15 protein-coding genes and 1 riboswitch are annotated in these 16,189 nt (G+C 60.6%); of the genes, 8 read left to right on the forward strand and 7 right to left on the reverse strand.

Features of this window, described 5'->3' with window-relative positions:
* Nucleotides 1–155 precede the first annotated feature (155 nt).
* Nucleotides 156–881 carry a 4'-phosphopantetheinyl transferase family protein gene (locus tag HU806_RS23745; RefSeq protein ID WP_186615011.1) on the forward strand — a complete coding sequence of 242 codons (726 nt, stop codon included), beginning with the start codon at nucleotides 156–158 and terminating at the stop codon, nucleotides 879–881.
* Between the two features lie 16 nt (nucleotides 882–897).
* Here HU806_RS23745 and HU806_RS23750 read toward each other — a convergent pair whose 3' ends face one another.
* Both HU806_RS23750 and HU806_RS23755 read right to left on the reverse strand, forming a co-directional pair.
* Complete coding sequence (locus tag HU806_RS23750) at nucleotides 898–2,508, reverse strand: ATP-binding protein (protein WP_186615013.1); 1,611 nt, start codon at nucleotides 2,506–2,508, stop codon at nucleotides 898–900.
* Nucleotides 2,505–3,227: a response regulator gene (locus tag HU806_RS23755; RefSeq protein ID WP_186615016.1), complete on the reverse strand. Its 723-nt coding sequence runs from the start codon at nucleotides 3,225–3,227 to the stop codon at nucleotides 2,505–2,507. Before HU806_RS23755 ends, HU806_RS23750 begins: the two co-directional genes overlap by 4 nt.
* A gap of 864 nt (nucleotides 3,228–4,091) precedes the next feature.
* Between HU806_RS23755 and HU806_RS23760 the strand changes: the two genes are divergently transcribed.
* Nucleotides 4,092–6,983, forward strand: coding sequence for a ribonucleoside-diphosphate reductase subunit alpha (locus tag HU806_RS23760; protein ID WP_186615017.1), 2,892 nt, complete (start codon nucleotides 4,092–4,094; stop codon nucleotides 6,981–6,983).
* A 103-nt stretch (nucleotides 6,984–7,086) separates the two neighbouring features.
* A complete protein-coding gene (locus HU806_RS23765; RefSeq protein ID WP_186615019.1) occupies nucleotides 7,087–7,818 on the forward strand; it encodes a hypothetical protein in 732 nt (243 codons plus the stop codon).
* A gap of 143 nt (nucleotides 7,819–7,961) precedes the next feature.
* Here the strand turns inward: HU806_RS23765 and flgE are convergent, their stop codons facing one another.
* The 5 genes from flgE to HU806_RS23790 all read right to left on the reverse strand — a co-directional run bounded on the left by flgE (nucleotide 7,962) and on the right by HU806_RS23790 (nucleotide 11,570).
* Complete coding sequence (flgE, locus tag HU806_RS23770) at nucleotides 7,962–9,260, reverse strand: flagellar hook protein FlgE (protein ID WP_186615021.1); 1,299 nt, start codon at nucleotides 9,258–9,260, stop codon at nucleotides 7,962–7,964.
* Between the two features lie 28 nt (nucleotides 9,261–9,288).
* Entirely contained in the window at nucleotides 9,289–10,011 is a 723-nt protein-coding gene (gene flgD, locus HU806_RS23775; RefSeq protein WP_186615023.1) for a flagellar hook assembly protein FlgD, read from the reverse strand.
* A 15-nt stretch (nucleotides 10,012–10,026) separates the two neighbouring features.
* A complete protein-coding gene (gene flgC / locus HU806_RS23780) occupies nucleotides 10,027–10,470 on the reverse strand; it encodes a flagellar basal body rod protein FlgC (protein ID WP_186615025.1) in 444 nt (147 codons plus the stop codon).
* 3 nt (nucleotides 10,471–10,473) lie between these two features.
* A complete protein-coding gene (gene flgB / locus HU806_RS23785) occupies nucleotides 10,474–10,881 on the reverse strand; it encodes a flagellar basal body rod protein FlgB (protein WP_186615027.1) in 408 nt (135 codons plus the stop codon).
* Nucleotides 10,882–11,168: 287 nt separating this feature from the next.
* On the reverse strand, nucleotides 11,169–11,570 hold the full coding sequence (locus HU806_RS23790; protein ID WP_186615029.1) for a hypothetical protein: 402 nt from the start codon (nucleotides 11,568–11,570) through the stop codon (nucleotides 11,169–11,171).
* Between the two features lie 308 nt (nucleotides 11,571–11,878).
* Nucleotides 11,879–11,980, forward strand: a riboswitch (guanidine-I (ykkC/yxkD leader).
* Between the two features lie 60 nt (nucleotides 11,981–12,040).
* Here HU806_RS23790 and HU806_RS23795 point away from each other — a divergent pair.
* Genes HU806_RS23795 through HU806_RS23815 form a run of 5 tightly spaced genes read left to right on the forward strand, consistent with a single transcriptional unit; the run spans nucleotide 12,041 to nucleotide 16,114 of the window.
* Nucleotides 12,041–13,108, forward strand: coding sequence for a putative urea ABC transporter substrate-binding protein (locus HU806_RS23795; RefSeq protein WP_186615031.1), 1,068 nt, complete (start codon nucleotides 12,041–12,043; stop codon nucleotides 13,106–13,108).
* Nucleotides 13,109–13,123: 15 nt separating this feature from the next.
* Nucleotides 13,124–13,939 (forward strand): ABC transporter permease, encoded by an 816-nt coding sequence (locus HU806_RS23800; protein ID WP_186615033.1) that lies wholly within the window; start codon nucleotides 13,124–13,126, stop codon nucleotides 13,937–13,939.
* Nucleotides 13,936–14,724, forward strand: coding sequence for an ABC transporter ATP-binding protein (locus HU806_RS23805; RefSeq protein WP_186615035.1), 789 nt, complete (start codon nucleotides 13,936–13,938; stop codon nucleotides 14,722–14,724). Before HU806_RS23800 ends, HU806_RS23805 begins: the two co-directional genes overlap by 4 nt.
* Before the next feature lie 12 nt (nucleotides 14,725–14,736).
* Nucleotides 14,737–15,462: an urea amidolyase associated protein UAAP1 gene (locus tag HU806_RS23810; RefSeq protein WP_186615037.1), complete on the forward strand. Its 726-nt coding sequence runs from the start codon at nucleotides 14,737–14,739 to the stop codon at nucleotides 15,460–15,462.
* Nucleotides 15,463–15,472: 10 nt separating this feature from the next.
* On the forward strand, nucleotides 15,473–16,114 hold the full coding sequence (locus HU806_RS23815; protein WP_186615039.1) for an urea amidolyase associated protein UAAP2: 642 nt from the start codon (nucleotides 15,473–15,475) through the stop codon (nucleotides 16,112–16,114).
* Nucleotides 16,115–16,189 lie beyond the last annotated feature (75 nt).

The raw sequence follows: 16,189 nt of genomic DNA on the forward strand, positions 1-16,189 counted from the left end.
ATAGCGGACAGCTTGAATTGCGATGTGTACTTACTCATGAAAACACCCCGGAGGTTGGATAGGGTGTCCAACTTCTGGGGCGCACTTCACAAAAGCATCCGGCTCACAGCCTCTCCCACTACCCAGCCTCAAGCCAACCCGGCAAAATGCCCGGCATGAACCGACTCCCCGCCCTGCCCGCCTGCTGTTCGCCTCTGGATGAACACTGGCTGCTGCCCGACGCCTTGCCCGATACGGTGCTGGTCAGCACTCGTTTCAATCCACTGTTGCTCGTCGCTGACGATTTCCCCAACAGCGCCATCGAGCCGCCGGCGAGCATCCAGCGCTCGGTGGCCAAGCGGCAGGCGGAGTTCCTCGCCGGGCGAATCTGCGCCCGAGCGGCCTTGCTGCGCCTTGACGGCCAAGCCTGCGTACCGCCCATCGGTGAAGACCGCGCGCCCGTGTGGCCGGCCCATGTCAGCGGCTCGATCACCCACAGCACAGGCCGGGCGGCGGCGATTGTCGCGCAAAAACAACATTGGCAAGGGCTGGGCATGGATCTGGAAAATCTGCTCGACCCTGAGCGCGCCGAGCGCCTGGCCGGTGAAATCCTCACGCCACCCGAGCTGCTGCGCCTGGCCACTGTCTCGCGAGATGACCGGGCGCTGCTGGTGACCCTGACCTTTTCCATGAAGGAAAGCCTGTTCAAAGCGCTGTACCCGATCGTCGGGCAGCGTTTTTACTTCGAACACGCTGAGGTCCTGGAGTGGGCCCACGATGGGCACGTTCGATTGCGCTTGTTGATCGACCTGTCGCCCGAGTGGCGTCATGGCAGTGAGCTGCACGGACAATTTGCTGTGAAGAATGGGCAATTGCTGAGTCTGGTGGGGATCAAGGCCTGAGATTGGGCCCCATCCCTCAAGACCGGTCCTGGTGCCTCGGCCAACTCAAGCTGAAACAGGCTCCTCCGAGGCTTTTGCTCCTGCTGATCAACGCTCGGCCGTCATGCCAGTGGATGATCCGCCGCACGATCGACAGCCCCAACCCGTGGCCGCCCGACGCCCGCGCACGGCTGTCGTCCAGGCGCAGGAACGGCTTGAACACCCGCTCCCATGCTGCCTCCGGCACGCCCGGCCCGTCATCCTCGACGTCGACGCGGCAGCGCAGCTGCCCCACCTGGTAACTCACCGTGACCCGGGATTTGGCATGGCGCATGGCATTGCCCACCAGGTTCTGCATGGCACGATGCAGGAACCGCGGCTCGGCCTCGACCCAGGCACCATCGCAATCAGCGGCGGACAGGCACAGGCCACGCTCTACGGTAATCCCGGCGCGCAAGGGGCCTAATTCTTCGATGACCTGATTGACCAACGCATCCAGGTCCACCCGCTGAAAATTCAACGCCGGCGACCCTTGTTCCAGTCGGGCGTAGGTCAACATTTCATCCACCAGCCGGTCCAGGTCTTCAATGTCGTGGTCCATGCCCGCCAGGTATTTGTCCCGGGCCTCGGGCGTGCTGGCGCTGCCGAGCATTTCCAGGCCGAAACGCAGGCGTGCCACCGGCGTGCGCAACTCGTGGGAGACCGCGCGCACCAGTTCTCGCTGGATCGCCAGCAACTGCTGCAAATGCTCGGCCATGCCGTTGAACGCAGCGGCCAGGCGCCCCACCGAGTCGGCGCCCCGGGCGGGGACTCGGGTCTCCAGGCTGCCCTGGGCGATTTGAGTGGCGGCCGACTCGAGGCCGCGCAGGCGTCGCTCCAACTGGCGCACCAATAGATAGACGATCAAACCGATCAGGCTCAGTCCCAACGCGGCGATCAGCACCAGCCATTCGGGCGGGTACGGATTCATTTGGTACAACGGGCCGATCTCCAGGACCCACGGGGTGCCGACCATCCCGGCAAAGACCCGGATCGAGTCACCGCCCTTGCCCAGCGCCATCACCGTATCGCCCTCAGACACTCGCCGACGTTGATCGTCGTCCATGTCCGCCTGCTCGACCTTCATCAGCCGCAAGTCGAAACCGAAACCTTTCTCCTGCTTCAGTTGCGAGAGCCGTCCGGGCTGCTCGGCCACCGGGTAACGCACCAGCTCATCGGCCAGCAGATAGATAGTCGCCCGGGCCAGTTGCTCGCTGATCTGGCGAACCTCGCCCACCAGCGTCAGCTGTTCACCATCGCTGACCAGCCGATAGACCTTCGCCGCGTGGGGGCCGGTCTGCTCCACCAGGACTTGACCGCGCAGCACGCGGGTACGCTGCCCCAGGTCGAGGTCGGTCTGATTGAAGGTCCTCAGCTCTAGTGGAATCCCCAGCAGGCGTTCCCACACCGCCAGCGCCCGTCGACGCTCGGTGTCGTTCATCGGCCGCAGGTTATCGGCCATCAGGGAAAACGTGCCATGGGCCAGGCGCTCGCGGTATTGCTCGCCACGCGTCTGGTTGAGCAGATGCAGGGCCAGCACGCCAAGCACCGCTACCAGCACCAGTGCCGCGCACATGCCACCGTAGATGCGCAGGAAAATCGAGTTCACGAAGCCGCGTCTACGCAGGCTTCGGGGACGAACAGGTAGCCTTTGCTGCGAATGGTCTTGATCAGTCGTGGATGCTCGGGGTCGTCGCCGATCTTGGGGCGGATGCGCGAGATACGCACATCGATCGAGCGGTCCTGGCCGTCGTAGCCGATGCCGCGCAGGGCAGTGAAGATTTCCTCACGGGACAGGATGCGCCCGGCATTGGACACCAGCAGCCAGAGCAGGTCGAATTCGGCGCTGGTCAGTTCGATACCGTTGCCCTGCAACCAGGCTTCGCGCAAGGCGTTGTCCACCACCAGCGGACCGAACTCCAGGCGCCGCTGTTTCTGCGCAACGGACGGCTCCGGTTCGCTGCGACGCAACAGCGCCTGGATGCGCGCCAATAGCAGGCGCGGGCGCACCGGCTTGCAGACGTAGTCGTCGGCGCCCAGGTCCAGGCCCTGGATCTGATCGGTGTCATCGGAACGGGCGGTGAGTATCAGAATGGGTCCGTCATACTGCTCGCGCACTTTGCGGCAGATACTCAGGCCATCTTCGCCGGGCAACATGAGGTCGAGGATCACCAAGTCCGGCTGCTCGCTGATAATCCGCTGCGCCGCCACTGCGCCGTTGCCCTCGATGGCGACGCGCAGGCCATTGCTTTCCAGGTATTCGCGGGTCAGTTCGGCCAGACGCTGGTCATCCTCGACGATCAATATCTGCCAGGCTTCTTGTTCCACGGAGGAACCTCGTCTTGTAGGTATAAAAAGAAGAATCTGCACTCAACCGTGGCGAGGGAGCTTGCTCCCGCTGGGGCGCGAAGCGGCCCTAAGATTTTGCGGTCGCTGCGCAACCGAGCGGGAGCAAGCTCCCTCGCCACAAATGAACTGCCCGCTCAAGGTATTCGAACACAGCGCCTCCCGTCTTTTTGTCATATCAAAGGAGGATAAACACGCCCATGCACCGGTCGATTGTATAAACGCCGGCTGTACAGAAAACAAGCGGACAAATGCGTTCGGTCGAGCTGGATTTGTGTGATAACGTCCGCGCCCGAAAAAACCCCGGGCTGTTTTCAAGTCGTCAAAATTGACGAAAAAAGCCGCGCTCCAGCAAGGTCGCGGCCTACAGAGCAGTTCCACGTTTCGCACACAAATTACGCACAGGCTTATCCACAGGTAGCACGTTGATTCATCCCCCAAAACGCATTATCTTGTAGCCCGCCGCGCAAAAAACCCTACATGTAGGGTTTCAGGCCAAAAACCAAACACAAGTTGGATAGAGAATTCAAGCGCTTTTCTTGCCTCTGTCCTCCTGCAACACGAGAGTTTTTCCAAGTCCAGACCGCCCCTGCGGATGGCGACTGTTTCAGGGTCTGGAACGACCGAAACGGTACGGGTGTTGCAGTCCTTTGCTACCACCCCCTGCAAACCCGGTTTCGAGCCCAGGCTCGCAACCCAAGAACTTCGGATGGAAGCGGCGCCACAGGCCCGCTTCCTACTGTCCCGAAGTTGTTATACCCGGCGCCAGTCGGTTGTAGTGCTTCAGGACGGAACGGTGGGCACCGTGATGGTGCCCAAATAAACATAGAGAACGTGGAGACACCCATGCACACCGACACAACTCGCGAGAACCCGCAGGGCACCGCGCCGCTGGCCGCCGATTCGAACCCGGATCTGTCCGCCACCGCGCCTGGCCAGTTGCGCGTGATCAAGCGTAACGGGACTGTCGTTCCTTACACCGATGACAAGATCACCGTCGCCATCACCAAAGCGTTTCTCGCAGTTGAGGGCGGCACCGCGGCCGCTTCGTCGCGAATCCATGACACCGTGGCCCGCCTGACCGAGCAAGTCACTGCGACCTTCAAGCGTCGCATGCCTTCGGGCGGCACCATCCACATCGAAGAAATCCAGGACCAGGTCGAACTGGCCCTGATGCGTGCGGGCGAGCAGAAAGTCGCTCGCGACTACGTAATCTACCGTGACTCGCGCGCCAAGGAGCGTGCCATTCGCACCCCGGCCGACGCACCGGTCCAGGCTCACCCTTCGATCCGCATCGCCCGCGCCGACGGCAGCCTGGCGCCGCTGGACATGGGTCGCCTGAACACTATCGTCACCGAAGCCTGCGAAGGCCTGGAAGAAGTCGACGGCGACCTGATCCAGCGCGAAACCCTGAAGAACCTCTATGACGGCGTCGCGCTCAAGGACGTCAACACCGCCCTGGTGATGACCGCGCGGACCCTGGTGGAACGCGAGCCGAACTACTCGTTCGTCACTGCCCGCCTGCTGATGGACACCTTGCGCGCCGAAGGCCTGAGCTTCCTGGAAGTCGCCGAGAGCGCGACCCACCACGAAATGGTCGACCTGTACGCCAAGGCCCTGCCGGCCTACGTCGCCAAGGGTATCGAGTTCGAATTGCTGAACCCGGTCCTGGCCGAGTTCGACCTGGAAAAACTCGGCAAGGCGATCAACCACGAGCGTGACCAGCAGTTCACCTACCTGGGCCTGCAAACCCTGTACGACCGTTACTTCATCCACAAGGATGGCGTGCGTTTCGAACTGCCGCAGATCTTCTTCATGCGTGTGGCCATGGGCCTGGCGATCGAAGAGAAGCAGCGCGAAGACCGTGCGATCGAGTTCTACAACCTGTTGTCGTCCTTCGACTACATGGCGTCGACCCCGACTCTGTTCAACGCCGGCACCCTGCGTCCGCAACTGTCCAGCTGCTACCTGACCACCGTGCCAGACGACTTGTCGGGCATCTACGGCGCCATCCACGACAACGCCATGCTGTCGAAATTCGCTGGCGGCCTGGGCAACGACTGGACCCCGGTGCGCGCATTGGGCTCGTACATCAAGGGCACCAACGGCAAATCCCAGGGTGTCGTGCCGTTCCTCAAAGTGGTCAACGACACCGCCGTTGCGGTCAACCAGGGCGGCAAGCGCAAGGGCGCGGTCTGTGCCTACCTGGAAACCTGGCACATGGACATCGAAGAGTTCATCGAGCTGCGCAAGAACACCGGTGATGACCGTCGTCGTACCCACGACATGAACACCGCCAACTGGATCCCGGACCTGTTCATGAAGCGCGTCTTCGATGACGGCAAATGGACCCTGTTCTCGCCATCCGAAGTGCCGGACCTGCACGACCTGACCGGCAAGGCTTTCGAAGAGCGCTACGAGTACTACGAAGCCCTGACCGAGTACAACAAGATCAAGCTGTTCAAAGTCGTCCAGGCCAAAGACCTGTGGCGCAAGATGCTCTCGATGCTGTTCGAAACCGGCCACCCATGGCTGACTTTCAAGGACCCGTGCAACCTGCGCAGCCCGCAGCAGCACGTGGGCGTGGTCCACAGCTCGAACCTGTGCACCGAGATCACCCTGAACACCAACAAGGACGAGATCGCGGTCTGCAACCTGGGCTCGATCAATCTGCCGAACCACATCGTCGACGGCAAGCTGGACACCGCCAAGCTGCAACGCACCGTGAACACCGCCGTGCGCATGCTCGACAACGTGATCGACATCAACTACTACTCGGTGCCGCAAGCGAAGAACTCCAACTTCAAGCACCGTCCGGTCGGCCTGGGCATCATGGGCTTCCAGGACGCGCTGTACCTGCAGCACATCCCGTACGGTTCGGACGCTGCCGTCGAGTTCGCCGACAAGTCCATGGAAGCGGTCAGCTATTACGCGATCCAGGCTTCCTGCGACCTGGCCGACGAGCGTGGCGCCTACGAGACGTTCCAGGGTTCGCTGTGGTCCCAGGGCATCCTGCCGCTGGACTCGCAACAGATCCTGATCGCCCAGCGCGGCCAGAAGTACATCGATGTCGACCTGAAGGAAACCCTGGACTGGGCACCGGTTCGCGCCCGTGTGCAGAAAGGTATCCGTAACTCCAACATCATGGCCATCGCACCGACCGCGACCATCGCCAACATCACCGGCGTGTCGCAGTCGATCGAACCGACCTATCAGAACCTGTATGTGAAATCGAACCTGTCGGGCGAGTTCACCGTGATCAACCCATACCTGGTTCGCGACCTCAAGGCTCGCGGCCTGTGGGACTCGGTCATGATCAACGACCTGAAGTACTACGACGGTTCGGTGCAGCAAATCGAACGCATCCCGCAAGAGCTCAAGGAGCTCTACGCTACTGCGTTCGAAGTGGACACCAAGTGGATCGTCGACGCCGCCAGCCGTCGCCAGAAGTGGATCGACCAGGCTCAGTCGCTGAACCTGTACATCGCCGGCGCCTCGGGCAAGAAACTCGACGTGACCTACCGCATGGCTTGGTACCGTGGCCTGAAAACCACTTACTACCTCCGTGCCCTGGCCGCCACCAGCACCGAGAAGTCGACTATCAACACCGGCAAGCTGAACGCGGTTTCCAGCGGCGGCAACCACGGTGACGACTCGGTCCTGGCTGCTCCGGCAGGACCTGCGCCAGTGCCAAAGGCCTGCGCCATCGACGAGCCGGATTGCGAAGCTTGCCAATAAGCTGAGCCGGTAGGCGCTGCAAGGCGCCTGCTGAAGAAACCCCCGATAGACAGCTGGTTTATCGGGGGTTTTTTTGTGCGTTATGGCCATCAGGAGAAAGCAGATGCCATTTGATTCGAAGGCTTACACCCTCGCGTATTACAGCAGAATAGAGAACCACGAATACCCCCGCCTCCAGGCTTGGGAGTTCCTCTGGGAATATATTTGGACCTTCGAAGGAAACTGGGGAGCCCTGACGTCTAAAAAGCAGATAGAGATGACAGCACTGCATCTGGGTTTCTATCTGGCGAACTGGGGAATGTACCGAGGTTCTTCAAGACTGCTGAAAAATAGCAATCTGGACCTAATGAAAGATCTGGCCAGAATTTTATTCAAGGGTGACGGCCCCAAGCTTTTTGAGTTGACGCTGAAAGACTTCTCTCCTTCAGTTGACCAAAAACAGTTAAGGCGCAACCAGGCATTACTCGACTCTGTCGTGGCCTCGATAAAGGCCTTCGAAGGAGCAAAGGTATCCTGGACTGACACCTTGATTACTAAAATCTTATTAGGCGTATGGGGCGAGTACCCTGCGCTAGATAGATTTTTCAAAGCTGGTCGCGTCAATCTATATCCATATCGCGCTGACGTAGGAAAAGTCAGTGGCAAAGGACTTACAGCGCTAGCCAAAATCATAGAAGAAATGAAGCTGGAATTTCCGACCCTGAAAACCAAAAAGGCACAGCTGCCGTACCCAACCGGCAGGCTGTTTGACATGGCTCTTTTTGAGCACGGTTTCGATATTGAAGAGAAAAAAGCGCGCGAAAGAGGAAAGTCCCTTTCTACTGCGGATGATTGACCTGTCGCACAAATCCACTGAATCCAGCGCGTGCCATTAAAGCCGATAGTCATCCTTTTCAAGCGGAAGCTGAGAATCATGGCCGCACAAAAAAGCCCCTCTCGCGAGGGGCTCTTCGTGCAGCCTTCAAGCAACCAGCGTTATCAAGCCATCTGAATGATGGTCTGCATGATGGTGCTCTGGGTGGAGATGGTCTTGGCGTTCGCCTGGTAGTTGCTTTGCGCCTTGATCAGCTCGACCAGTTCGTTGGTCAGGTTGACGTTGGACTCTTCCAGGGAGTTGGAGACGATCGAGCCCAGGGTGCCGGTTTCCGGGGCATCGTAGCCCGGGATGCCCGACGAGAAGGTCTCTTTCCAGCTGGTGCCGCCTACCGGCTGCAGGCCTTGCTCGTTGGTGAAACTGGCGAGCGCGAGCTGGCCGATCGGCTTGGTCTGGTTGTTGCTGAAGTTGGCCAGCAATACACCGCTGCCGTCGATGGTCAGGTTGGTGATCTGGCCAGTGGCGTAGCCGTTCTGGGCCGGAATCGAACGGGCGGTGTCGGCGTTGAACTGGGTGGTGTTGCCCATGGAGATCGTGATGGTCGGCGCACTCGCGGCACCGTTGGCGGTCCATGTTCCGTTGGTCACGGTGCCAGGAACCCAACCGGTCAGTACCAGGTCGCTATTGACCGTCGCTGGCGGAGTGGTGACCGTGGTCAACCTGCCGCTCGAATCGAAGTTCATGGTCGAAGGGACCGGCGCGGTCGCACCGGTCGTGGTCGGCAAGCTACCGTTGAGGTTACGACCATCGATCAAGGTGTAGACATTCCAGGTGTTGCCGGCAGTCTTGACCATGTACTGGTCCATGGAGTGCTGGTTGCCCTGGGTGTCATAGACCGGGGTAGTGAACTGCTTGGTGAACGTGGCCGTGTCGGCCGGATTGAACGCCGCGGTGATCGGCGTTGCCGTCGAGTTCAGGTTGATCGTCGAGGAAACCAGGCTGGTGGCGCTCGGCGGCAGGTTCGAGGTGTCGATGCGCAGGTCGGTCAGGATACCGTTCTGGATCTTGCCGTTGGCGTCCACGCCATAACCCTGCAAGCGTGCAGTGCCATCGCTGTTGGTGATGAAGCCTTCCTTGTCGGTCTTGAAGGTACCGGCACGGGTATAGCTCAGCGAGCCGTCGTTGCTCAGGACAAAGAAGCCCTGGCCCTGGATACCCATGTCCAGCACGTTGCCGGTGTTGTTTACGTCACCTTGGCCGAACTGCTGGGAAACGTTGGCCAGGCGCACGCCGTTACCGACGGTCTTGGAGCCCGAACCCAGCTTGGTGGCCGAGTAGACGTCTTCGAATTCCGCACGGGACGATTTGAAACCGGTGGTCGCCACGTTGGCGATGTTGTTGCCGGTCACGTCCAGCTGTTTGTTGGCAGCATAGAGACCGCTAAGGCCGATGTTAAAAGACATGTTGACTCCTTTTGCCGGTTAGTCGGCTCTACATACCAATAGTTTGTACTTTGGACAGGGCAATGCTGCCCAGCCCGGCCAGGTTGAGCATCAGCTCACCGCCCGTCTGGCTGATCGTCACGCTGCTGACCGTGGCCGGCAGGTTGGTGATCAGCGACGTGGCCTTGCCATCGATGGTGGTCGATGCCGCGAAGGTGTACGTGCCCGACTCGACGATCGCGCCCGCATCGTTCTTGCCATCCCAGATGAACGCCGAGTTGCCGGCCTTCTGGCTGCCCAGGTCGATGGTGCGGACGGTCTTGCCATCCTTGTCCACGATCTTGACCGTGAGGGAAGACACTGCCGCCGGTACCACCACCGTGCCGTTGAGGCTTTTGGAAGTGTCGACCACGGCCTTGTCACCGGGCGCGATGACCGAGCGACCGACCAGCGACGAAGCCTGCAAGGCCTGGGACGAGTTGTAGTTGCCGGCGATGCCGCTCACGGTTTCGTTGAGCGTGGTGATGCCTTCCAGGCTGCTGAATTGAGCCAATTGGGCAACGAACTCGCCGTTATCCTGAGGCTCCAGCGGGTTCTGGTTTTTCAGCTGGGTCACGAGCAGTTGCAGGAACGCATCCTTGCCCAGCTCTTTATTGCCGGAGGCAGCGTTGGTTGCCGCGCCCAGGCCATCGGTCGTGGTGTTGGTCTTGACCGAGGAGTTGGCCAGAATCTCGTTGAGGCTCAAACCGCTGGTGGTGTTGGTGACGCTCATGTGAATCGCCCCTTATCACTGACCGAGGGTCAGGACCTTCTGCATCATGGTTTTGGCGGTGTTCATCATTTCGACGTTGGTCTGGAACGAACGACTGGCGGAAATCATGTCGGCCATTTCTTCGACGACGTTGACGTTCGGGTAATAGACATAACCCTTGGCGTCAGCGGCCGGATGGTTTGGTTCATAACGGGCGTCGAGGTTGCTCTGGTCTTCGACCACGCCAAGCACCTGTACGCCCTGCCCGGCTGCGTCCTGATCCTGGAACAGCGAGTCGCTGCCGCCGGACTGGCCGCCCTGGAACATGGTGGCGAAGACCGGGTGACGGGCGCGGTAGGTCTGGTCGATGCTCGACGAAACAGTCTCGGCGTTGGCGATGTTACTGGCGACGGTGTTCAGGCGAGTGGTCTGGGCACTCATGGCACTGCCGGCGATGTTGAATACGCTCGCGATCGACATGGCTTACTCTCCACGCAGGGCTGATACCAGCCCTTTGAATTTACTGTTGAGCAGGGTGAAGCTGGCTTGGAAGTTCACGGAGTTTTCCGCGTAGTTGGACTGTTCCAGTTGAGCGTCCACGGTGTTCTGGTCGATCGACGGCTGCATCGGCGTGCGGTACATCAGCGATTCGTCGCCACTGCCCAGGCCTTCGGCTTCGATATGACGGTTGTTGGTCATGTTCAAGGCGAAGTGGCCGTTCTTGGTCTTTTCGTTCTGCTCGGCGAGCACCTTGGAGAAGTCCAGGTCACGCGCCTTGTAGTTCGGGGTGTCGGCGTTGGCGATGTTGTTGGCCAGGACTTCGGCGCGCTGGGCGCGGAAGCTCAGGGCCTGCTCGTGGATACCGAGCGCTTTATCGAAGCTGATGCTCATGTCGGAAACCTTTGGGTGACCAGAAATGTACTTACGATGGCTTTAGCAAGCGCCGTGCCACTTGCGAAAAGCCCCGTAAACCGGGGCTTTGCGGGATATCGGCACGACGGCAATGCCAGAAAAGCGGCAATCGGCTTCCGCTGGCTGCCGCTTTTCTGCCGCTTTTAGCCAGTAGTCTTCGAACAAACGGGCGAGCAGCAAAAGAGGGAGTGGTTCCTGGGTACGTATAAAAAGCCCACGTATAAAAAAAAGCGGCGCTCAATGCGCCGCTTTATGCTGCCACTCTGTCAGCGATGGCCGCCCCGCCCATCATGACCGCCGCGTCCCCGGTGATCGCGTCCGCGATCACGACCGCCTCGACCACCGCGATCGTCGTTCCAGCCGCCCCGATCACGGCCATCCCAGCCGCCCCGGTGTGGATAAGGTCGGTACGCTGCTCGCGGGGGCGAGTAATAACGAGGCCCATGCTGGTAATAACGCGGTGCCGAGTAATAACGTGGTGCCGGCTGATAGTACCGTGGCGCGTAGTAGCCACGTGGGGCCGAATAATAACTCCCGCCACCGTAATAGACCGGCGCTGGTGAGGTGTAGACCTCGGAACGGTAATAGTTCGAACCGCCTCCCTCGTAAGGCACGCAGGCTGAAAGAGTCAAACCGAGAAACGCAATGAACAGCAGTCGTCGATACATGGCGGCCTCCTGGACCGCGAATGGGCCACATCAGCGACGCTGACGGGCGGCAGTCATCTATTGAGGTGACTGACGATTAATCTGACAGTGAAATCGGAATCTGGTGCGACGCGGCAATAACTCGAAACATGTAGCCTTTTGCTTTATTCCGGTGCGCGAATGGCACCACAACAACGCATGAACCAACCCCTTCACCCGCACCAAAAATAGCAAAACCGCTCTAACTCGGGCCTTACACCGACTTGGCACGGCTCTCGCTTTAACGAATCTCGTGCAGGAGTCATCACAGGTTCGCGGCACCACAATTTGCAATGGCTGACTAGGGTTCCGGCTCGCCTCTGGCGAGTGGCTGGTCCGAGAGTTGGCGACCTCCAGTTGAGGTTACACGGCGGGACAAAAGCCCGGGAGACAAGCCACCGTTCGCGGTGCCGCGTTGCTCCTGTCCGCCCTTGATCAACTGGAGAACCACCATGTTCAAGCTTCGTCTGTCCGCCCTGCTCCTCGCCGCGCTCTCGGCCTTCATGAGCTTCTCGTCCGTCGCAGCCCAGAAAGACCACTTCAGCGTCTGCTGGACCATTTATGCCGGCTGGATGCCCTGGGAATACGCCGGTAGCCAAGGCATCGTCGATAAATGGGCGAAAAAATACGGCATCAAGATCGATGTCGTGCAGCTCAACGACTACGTCGAATCCATCAACCAATACACCGCCGGTCAGTTCGACGGCTGCACCATGACCAACATGGACGCCCTGACCATTCCCGCCGCTGGCGGTGTGGACAGCACCGCACTGATCATCAGCGATTTCTCCAATGGCAACGACGGCGTCGTCCTCAAGGGCGAAGGCAAGAAAGTCGCCGACCTCAAGGGCATGGACGTCAATCTGGTGGAACTGTCGGTGTCCCATTACCTGCTGGCCCGCGCCCTGGATTCGGTGGGCCTCACTGAGAAAGACCTGAAAGTCGTCAACACCTCCGATGCCGATATCTCCGCAGCCTTCAACACCGATGAGGTCAAGGCTGTCACCACCTGGAATCCCATGCTGTCGGACATCAAGGCCCAGCCCGGCGTCAGCGAGGTGTTCAATTCCAGTCAGATCCCCGGCGAGATCATGGACATGATGGTGGTCAACACCCAGACCCTTCAGGACAATCCGGCCCTGGGCAAGGCATTGACCGGTGCCTGGTTTGAAGTGGTCGCGCTGATGAATGCCAAGAACGCAGCCGCCAAGGCCGCGCTGGAACACATGGCCAAGGCCTCAGGCACTGACCTCAAAGGTTTCCAGGCGCAACTGGACACCACCAAGTTGTTTGCCACGCCCAAGGAAGCCCTGAGCTTCGCCACCAGCGAGCAACTGCCCGAGACCCTGCGCAAAGTGGCCGAATTTTCGTTCCAGCACGGCTTGCTGGGTGAAGGCGCCAAGGATGCGGACGCGGTCGGCATGGCGTTCGCAAATGGCGTGACCCGTGGCGACAAGGCCAACCTGAAGCTGCGCTTCGACCCCACCTACGTACAGCTGGCCACCGACGGCAAGCTGTAGAACGGAGGACCTGGCATGCGCCTGATCAACCGCCACCCGGATCGTCCCAGCCGTTTGCTGTTGGTAATCCTGCCATTCGCGCTGGTGTTGTTCGCCTACTTCATGGGCTCGGCCGAACGGTTGACGGACAACCCCAACGACAAGCTGCTGCCCAGCGCCGTGCAAATGAGCGATGCGGTCAAACGCCTGGCTTTCACCGCCGATGCCCGCAGCGGTGATTACCTGCTTTGGCAGGACACCGCTTCCAGCCTGCGCCGGTTGGCGATTGGCCTGGGCATCAGCGCCGTCGCCGGGCTGTGCCTGGGTATTGCCGCCGGTACGCTGCCACTGTTCGGCGCGCCGCTGTCGCCTTTGCTCACCGTGCTTTCGATGGTGCCGCCACTGGCCATCCTGCCGATCCTCTTCATCGTCCTCGGCTTGGGGGAATTGTCGAAAGTGATGTTGATCGTCATCGGCATCACGCCGTGCCTGGCGCGCGACCTGGAACAGCGCGCCCGGGAGATTCCGCTGGAACTGCTGATCAAGGCGCAGACCCTCGGCGCCTCGACCTGGACCCTGATGCTGCGCGTGGTGCTGCCGCAATTGCTGCCGCGCCTGTTGATCTCCCTGCGGCTGATGCTGGGTTCGGCCTGGCTGTTTCTGATCGCCGCCGAAGCCATCGCCTCCACCGATGGGCTGGGCTATCGGATTTTCCTCGTGCGTCGTTACCTCGCGATGGACGTGATCCTGCCATACGTCGTGTGGATCACCCTGCTCGCCTGGCTGATGGACTGGGGCCTCAAGCGTCTCACTCGCCATGCGTTCCCCTGGTACGAAGGGGCGAAGGCATGAGTTTCATCCAAGTCAATAACGTCTGGCAGCAGTATGCCGACCAAGTGGTGCTCGAACGATTGAACCTGAGCGTCGCCGAGGGCGAGTTCTGCACGCTGGTGGGCGCGTCGGGTTGCGGCAAGTCGACTTTCCTGCGGCTGCTGCTGGGTCAGGAACGTGCCAGTCGCGGACAGATCCTGCTGGACGGCGAACCCTTGGCCGGCGAACCGGATGCCAGCCGGGGCGTGGTGTTCCAGCGTTACTCTGTGTTCCCGCACCTGACGGTGCTGGACAACGTCGCCCTGGGCCTGGAGCTGCCGCGCTCGCCGCTGCTGGGGCGTCTGTTCGGCAGCGCCAAACGCCAGGCTCGTGAAGAGGCCGCACAACTGCTCGACAAAGTCGGCCTGGGCCATGCGCTGGAAAAATACCCCGCGCAACTGTCCGGCGGCATGCAACAGCGCTTGGCGATCGCCCAGGCACTGATCATGAAGCCTCGCGTCCTGTTGCTCGATGAACCCTTCGGCGCCCTTGACCCTGGCATCCGCAAAGACATGCATGAGCTGCTGCTGGCGCTGTGGCGCGAAACCCGGCTGACAGTGTTCATGGTCACTCACGACCTGTCCGAAGGTTTCAGCCTTGGCACGCGCCTGCTGGTGTTCGACAAGGTTCGCGTCGATCCACACGCCCCTGGCGCCTATGGCGCACGCATCACCTACGACATCCCATTGAACAGCGACCGCCGCACCGCCCGTGTCGCCGTCGACGCCCTGCCCGCCGAACTGGCTGGCACGTTGCGTATCGCTTGAAAGGAGTTTTCCATGACCGATTCGATCCAGCTGTTTGCGCCTTTCGCCGAAGAATTGCTGCCCGGTGGCGGTCACCGTTCGTTCGTGCTCAAGCGCGGCCAGCTGCTGCGCCTGACCGATCTGCGCGGCGGTGCCAATGTGAGCCTGACGATGCTCAATGGCAACGAGAAAACCGAACGCCTGAACCTGCCGGACAGCCTGAAATGCCAACACACCGCCAAGCTCACCGCCGGTCATTGCCTGTATTCGGACATGGGCCGAGTGTTGGCGGCGATCACCGCTGACACCTGCGGCTGGAGCGACAGCCTCGGCGGCGTGCTCTGCGCCGAGGAGGTCGCTGAAAAATACGGTCAGGGCCGCTATCAGGAATTGCGCAACGGCTTCTTTCGCAACGGCACCGACAACTTGCTGGTGGAGCTGGGCAAATGGGGGCTGGGCCTGTCCGACCTGCTGATGACCCTCAACCTGTTCAGCCGGGTGAATGTCGACGAGGCCGGACATTTTCACTTCGTCGAAGGCAACTCCAAGGCCGGCGACTACATCGAGCTGTACGCACCGATGGACACGTTGGTGGTACTGACGGCGCTGCAACACCCGATGGACCCGAACCCGCAGTACGCGCCGCAGCCGCTCAAGCTCAGCTGGATGAACGCCAACCCCAGCGTCGCCGAACACTGCCGTCATTCGCGCCCGGAAAACCAGCGCGGCTTCATCAACACCGATCGCCTGTTCGCCTGAGGATCGTCCCATGTCACTTGCCATCGCCACCGCCCACAAGCAGCCCGACAAAGCCATCTACCGCGCCACGATTCCCGCCGGGGAACCTTGGTTGACGGAGGTCAAGGCGGGCCAGACCCTGCGCATCCTCGACCTGGAGGGCAACCAGGCAGTCGACACGCTGTTCTACAGCCGGGCCAATCCCAAGGAACGCTACGACGTGCAGCGCACCCTGCGTCGGCAGAACAGCGTTTACCTGAGCACCGGCAGCGTGCTGTATTCCAACCTCGGTCGGCCGATGCTGACCATCGTCGAAGACACCTGCGGTCGCCACGACACCCTCGGCGGCGCCTGCGCCCAGGAAAGCAACACCGTGCGCTACGCCCTGGAAAAACGCCACATGCACAGCTGCCGCGACAACTACCTGCGGGCCTGCGCCCACGATGGCCGGCTGGGCAAGGGCGACATCGGGCCGAACATCAATTTCTTCATGAACGTGCCGGTGACCGCCGACGGCGGCCTGACCTTCGAGGACGGGATCTCGGCGCCGGGCAAGTACGTCGACCTGCGGGCCGAAATGGACGTGATCGTGTTGATCTCCAATTGCCCGCAACTGAATAACCCGTGCAACGCCTACAACCCCACCCCTGCGGAGCTGCTGATATGGAACTGAAACTCATGCGCCTGCGACGCTGGCTGTACGCGCTATGCCAGAGCCGGTCGGGGCAGTGCATCAAGTAACACTTGA

Source organism: Pseudomonas sp. SWRI154 (assembly GCF_014268645.1).
GTDB lineage: Bacteria > Pseudomonadota > Gammaproteobacteria > Pseudomonadales > Pseudomonadaceae > Aquipseudomonas > Aquipseudomonas marvdashtae.